The organism is Microcystis sp. LE18-22.4A (assembly GCF_027531105.1).
GTDB classification, from domain to species: Bacteria; Cyanobacteriota; Cyanobacteriia; order Cyanobacteriales; family Microcystaceae; genus Microcystis; species Microcystis aeruginosa.
Map to the genome: position 1 here is coordinate 1 of NZ_JAPZRB010000409.1, position 4,740 is coordinate 4,740.

At 44.0% G+C, this 4,740-nt stretch carries 6 protein-coding genes and 1 pseudogene; 3 read left to right on the forward strand and 4 right to left on the reverse strand.

Annotated elements, in window-relative coordinates; genetic code table 11:
- Nucleotides 1-113, forward strand: a 113-nt coding sequence (locus O9295_RS18020) for a transposase (RefSeq protein WP_071784045.1), incomplete at its 5' end; no start/stop codon positions are given.
- Between the two features lie 217 nt (nt 114-330).
- Here O9295_RS18020 and O9295_RS18025 read toward each other — a convergent pair.
- Together O9295_RS18025 and O9295_RS18030 are read right to left on the reverse strand one after the other, a co-directional pair.
- On the reverse strand, nt 331-693 hold the full coding sequence (locus tag O9295_RS18025; RefSeq protein WP_002755494.1) for an acyl carrier protein: 363 nt from the start codon (nt 691-693) through the stop codon (nt 331-333).
- A complete protein-coding gene (locus tag O9295_RS18030; protein ID WP_288034287.1) occupies nt 671-2,470 on the reverse strand; it encodes an acyl-CoA dehydrogenase family protein in 1,800 nt (599 codons plus the stop codon). Before O9295_RS18030 ends, O9295_RS18025 begins: the two co-directional genes overlap by 23 nt.
- Before the next feature lie 202 nt (nt 2,471-2,672).
- Here O9295_RS18030 and O9295_RS18035 point away from each other — a divergent pair, with 202 nt between their 5' ends.
- On the forward strand, nt 2,673-3,413 hold the full coding sequence (locus tag O9295_RS18035) for a calcium-binding protein (RefSeq protein ID WP_288034290.1): 741 nt from the start codon (nt 2,673-2,675) through the stop codon (nt 3,411-3,413).
- Nucleotides 3,414-3,598: 185 nt separating this feature from the next.
- Here O9295_RS18035 and O9295_RS18040 read toward each other — a convergent pair whose 3' ends face one another.
- A complete protein-coding gene (locus O9295_RS18040) occupies nt 3,599-4,024 on the reverse strand; it encodes a DUF29 domain-containing protein (protein ID WP_288034292.1) in 426 nt (141 codons plus the stop codon).
- A 295-nt stretch (nt 4,025-4,319) separates the two neighbouring features.
- A pseudogene (locus O9295_RS18045) lies at nt 4,320-4,454 on the reverse strand (IS630 family transposase); the annotation flags it as partial.
- On the opposite strand from O9295_RS18045, the gene O9295_RS18050 reads away from it, so the two are divergent.
- Nucleotides 4,401-4,586, forward strand: a complete 186-nt coding sequence (locus O9295_RS18050; protein WP_288034293.1) for a hypothetical protein — start codon at nt 4,401-4,403, stop codon at nt 4,584-4,586. The pseudogene O9295_RS18045 and the gene O9295_RS18050 overlap by 54 nt on opposite strands.
- The last annotated feature ends 154 nt before the right edge of the window (nt 4,587-4,740 follow it).

Sequence of the window (4,740 nt, forward strand, 5' to 3'; positions counted from 1 at the left end):
TGGTCGAGGGAATCAACAATAAACTTAAACTAATAAAACGGAGAGGCTATGGCTTTAGAAACTTTCGGAATTTTTGGGTTAGAAGTATGTTATCTTGGCATCTTGTCTGTTGATTTAGCATAAAGGGTAACGAAGAGCCCAGAAAAGAAATACAGCGATTGTTGCTTTACGGAGAAATGGGTAATTAATTTTGTTTAGGTACTTAGCAATTCCTATACTGGTGAGTAGAGAACAGAGCCAATTGATAACTAATATAGGTGGGTTACGGCGAATACTAGATAATTTTCCCTAGCATAAATTGTCGTCGCCTAACCCACCCTACACCTAAAATTAACGACGACCGAATAAACTCCAACCTTTGCCACCACTAACGGCCGGTTCAGCTTTTTCAGCGACGGGAGCAACTTCTGCGGGGGTTTCCTCACCGGAAAGATTAGAAAGATCGTAGTTTTCTACTAGGAAAAGAGACGCTTTTTCAATAGTAGAATAATCCCAGAAAAGGGTAGAAGGTAACTCTTGACCGACCCAATCTTCTAGATCACCCACCATCGTTACTGCATCGATCGAATCTAAACCATAACGGGTTAAAGGTTCAGTCACATTAATCGTTTTTGCATCCAAAGATAACTGATCGGCTAACTGTTTAACTAACCAATTTTGTACGAGATTATTAAGATTGGAGCTGGAGTTCATGGGTTTTTTCCTCGGTAGTTTGTGAATGGGCTAATTGAAAAGGCACGATCGAAAAATGTTGATTTTCTCGATATAATTTCAGCAATTCTTGGGCAACATTTTCTATATACACCTCAGATAGAGTGTAAGGCAGCGGCCGGAGAGTTCGCAGTAATCGGTGTAAACTCAACACCAACCATTCCCCCCGGGCAAAAAATTCACCCAAGATGGAACGATTATAAAGCCAAGTGTGTAAACAAGCGGAAGCGGCGTGTAAAGTACAGTATTTCTTGGCAATCTCGAACAATTCGGGTGATTGGTCGTGACCATACTCGAATTTCGATTGACTAATCTGTTCATCGTGAGCATTTAGTTCCTCTAAAACTAAATTACCCAACATCAACAGATTTTCTAATACTTCCGGGTCCACCTCCTGAGAATCTTTCAATCCTTCCAGCATATCAAGGGCAATCTCTAAACCCTGTAGGGAATCATCCATTCCCCGGCCAAATAACTCTAAATTATTGGGTTCAAAGGGAGGAACCGACTTTTCTAGGCTAAAAATCGCCTCTAAACGGGTTTTTAACGCCGACATGGTGCGCGAGTTGCGTTTAGCCCGATATTTAGTTAAAGGACGCAATTGTAGGATTAAAGCATGAAGATTGACGATCGAACTGCCGTCAAACATACTGATAATCGAATTATCCCGCAGTAGCTTCTGGAAGATGCCGAATTCGTGTTCTTCTCGCATATAAAAACGCGATCCCAAGACCACATAAACACTATTAACCATCTCCTCCAGACGGACGGTGACAAAATATTTTACCACCGAAGCCCAGACGCTAAACTGTTCGGGGATAATATGAAAACCTCTCGCAGCCGGAATCGTCTCGCAATCACAAATAAGGATGTCAAGGAAAGCATCCACGAGAGTGCGCCGGGGTTGGGGCAAATCCATCACAGTTTTGTTATAAATTACCCGATTAACGGCAAAACCGAGGGTAGTTCTCAAAGCGGTATCGGCTGCCCCGTGGGAAAAAGCAGCGCACAACATTCGGGTAATCTGGAAACCTTTCAGGGCTAATTCTAAACCGTCTCCCTCCTCGCGTAAACGCATGGAATCGGGGACGAAACAATCCTTAAAACCAATGCCACTCATATCCGAGGCGCGCACGCCATGGGTGTATATTTTCGGCAAATTATAGTATTTTTCGGGGTCTAATTGCCGTTTATCTACCATAAATAGGGTTAAACACTTTGGCCCGCCGTTAGCATCGGTTTTCGCCAAAATAAAGGAAACTCCAGAGATAGTCGCCCGGTTAATCGGCCATTTCTCACCATTGAGAATATAACCTCCTTCCACCTTCGTTGCGGTCAGATCACCATTGATCAGATCGCTGCCGTGTTCCTTTTCCGAGTAACCCAGACACATCGCCCCATAGTCATCCATGATAAAACGGGCGAGCTTCTGTTTCTGTTCTGGGGTTCCCGCCATCCAGTTTAAAAACGACCAGAATAGGGTGGTAAAAGCGATACCGATAGTTTGATCCCGTCGGGAAAGTACCCGCACAAAAGCGACAAATTCCTCAAAAGAGGTAAATTCACCGCCGCAATCCGTGGGAATGTAGTAGTGTTGGAGTTTCCAGTCGTATAACCAGCGAATTTCCTCGTGGGGAAATTCTTCGCTCTCGTCAATTTCGATCACCCGCTTGTAGGATAGAGGGTTATCGGGATTGAGAGGATCGCCTAAGTCTTTTTCCAGTGCTTCAGCAGTCCAGTATTGCTTAAGCTTTTTCATAGTGCCTCTAGGACAGATACAATGTGCTTTTCGTCAATGCCTTCGGTTAGAAGACCCGACCATGCACAAAAATTAATGACCATTCTAGACGTTTGGCCGTACAATGGCAACAATTACGCAATGTGCAACTAAAAACGACAGAATCAAACAGATACAGTTGCACAGGGTGTAAATTATGTAATTGTTAAGGAGGATTAAATTTATGGCCCTAGTTACGGGAAATGGCCTTAGTAACAACATTACTCCATCTTCGGCATCAGCCGGAGTCAGTGGATGGTATGGTGGACTCTGGGGGGATGATACCATTGATGGTGGTGCGGGTGCCGACGATATGAATGGTGGTGATGGCAACGACACCTACCACGTGGACAATGTTGGCGATATCGTTAGGGAAGACTGGGACGATGTCTCGGGTGGGACGGCTGATACGGTATTGGCCACAGTCACTTATTCCATAGGACCGGGGACATTTCGTAACCAAGGACATGGGATTGAGAACCTCACCCTGATGGGAAGTGCCAATATCAACGCTACTGGCAATAGCAAAAACAACATCCTCAATGGCAACAGTGGCAACAATGTCCTCAATGGTGGTGCTGGCAACGACAAATTATTTGGCGGTGCTGGCAACGACAGCATCAATGGTGGTGATGGTGTTGACACCCTGATTGGCGGCGATGGCAACGACACCCTGACTGGTGGTGCTGGTGCCGATAAGTTCCGCTTCAATTCCCTCTCCGAGAAAGTTGATACTATCCAAGACTTTTTCCGGACACAAGGAGACAAAATTGAAGTTAGCAAATCGGGTTTTGGAGCCACTTCTCTGAGTCAGATCAGTTACAACGCAGGGAGTGGATCACTTTCATTTTTAGGGACCGAGTTTGCCAAGATAGCAAACCTTCCAGCTGGTTTTGCGGTTTCTCTTGACGTAGTTCTTATTTAGTGAACCTAGAAACGCTATATATCAAAATTGAGTCATGGATGGAGCCGAAACTTCCTCGCATGACTCAATTTCTTTTTCAACCAGATTTTGGAATACCAGCTATTAGTTGTTGAGCAACTGAAGTAAGGTGGGTATTGCCCACCCTATTGTTGTGTGGATGTAAGTTGGATTGCAAGCTCCAGTTTTTAACTAGGGAACCAATCTTCATCAAGAATTTTCTCAATTGTCCAAGGACAGTCAACTGGTAAAGTTAATCCACTTTTGCGGCTCGCTTTTCCCAGAGCTTTTTGATAACAATAACCAAACCGTTCTAAGGCATGATTGTAGATTACCTTAGAGCGAAACAGCAAGCTCAATTCCAATCTGAAATTATCTATCTCGTCTGTCCAGTGGGGTAGGTAGTAAGGATGCTTCCAGTAGGCGTAAAGTAGCAGGTGACTGAGGAGTTGAATAAGAAAGCTTTCTGCTTTGTATTTGCGTTCATCAACCATTTCCTCTAATTCCTCGGCTAAAGTTTGCCAATCTAAAGTATTGCGCTCAGGCGATCGCAGTTTTGCTGCTTGGTCTTGCAGCCAAGCTACATAGTCTTTTTCATATAGGGTTTCAGCCATTAATTTTACCTCTATACTAATCTTTTTTTGTCCTATCAAAATATAGCTCTCATTGTATAGCTCAAGCACCAAGAAAATGCTGGTTATTGAAATATTACATCCCATCATTCAGTCAATAAACCTCTGGTAAAAATCAAAAATTGTTGTTAGGGTTAGTGCGATGCCGAAGGCACTGCGTAGCAGTACGCCATCGCTGTAGGGTGCGTTCCCTAATGTGGCTCCTAGCTGCTGCATCGATAGATTTTTGGGAACGCACCATGCTAATTCATTCGAGCAAGTGATTACAAGCTATACTTTAGAAGGTCATAATCTGAGATTTATTAAACTTCTGAAATGGTAGAGTGAGCAAGGAATCAAGTTCTTTTTTATGTTTCCGATGGGAATCATTCAGACAGAGAATCCCAACGATGGCACTGTTGAAGATATCGAACCAGGAATCCCGCTCGGACAAGCTGAAACAGTTTACCGTAAAGCGACGTTACCCGTGTGCAACTATATCTTTAGTCTTGATTTACAAGGCGCTCAGAAATCAGCCGAGATAAAGTATCCTCGGGAACCCTGATTCTGTCCCTATTTAGGGCTTGCTGAAAAAGTTTTTCCTGGGGGCAGGGTGTGGGGTGTGGGGTGTGGGGTGTGGGGTTTTATCGATTTTCAGGTGGTCAACTACCTAATTTTCAGGGAAAAAGTACCTGAATTTTCCCCCCAATCACTCCAAT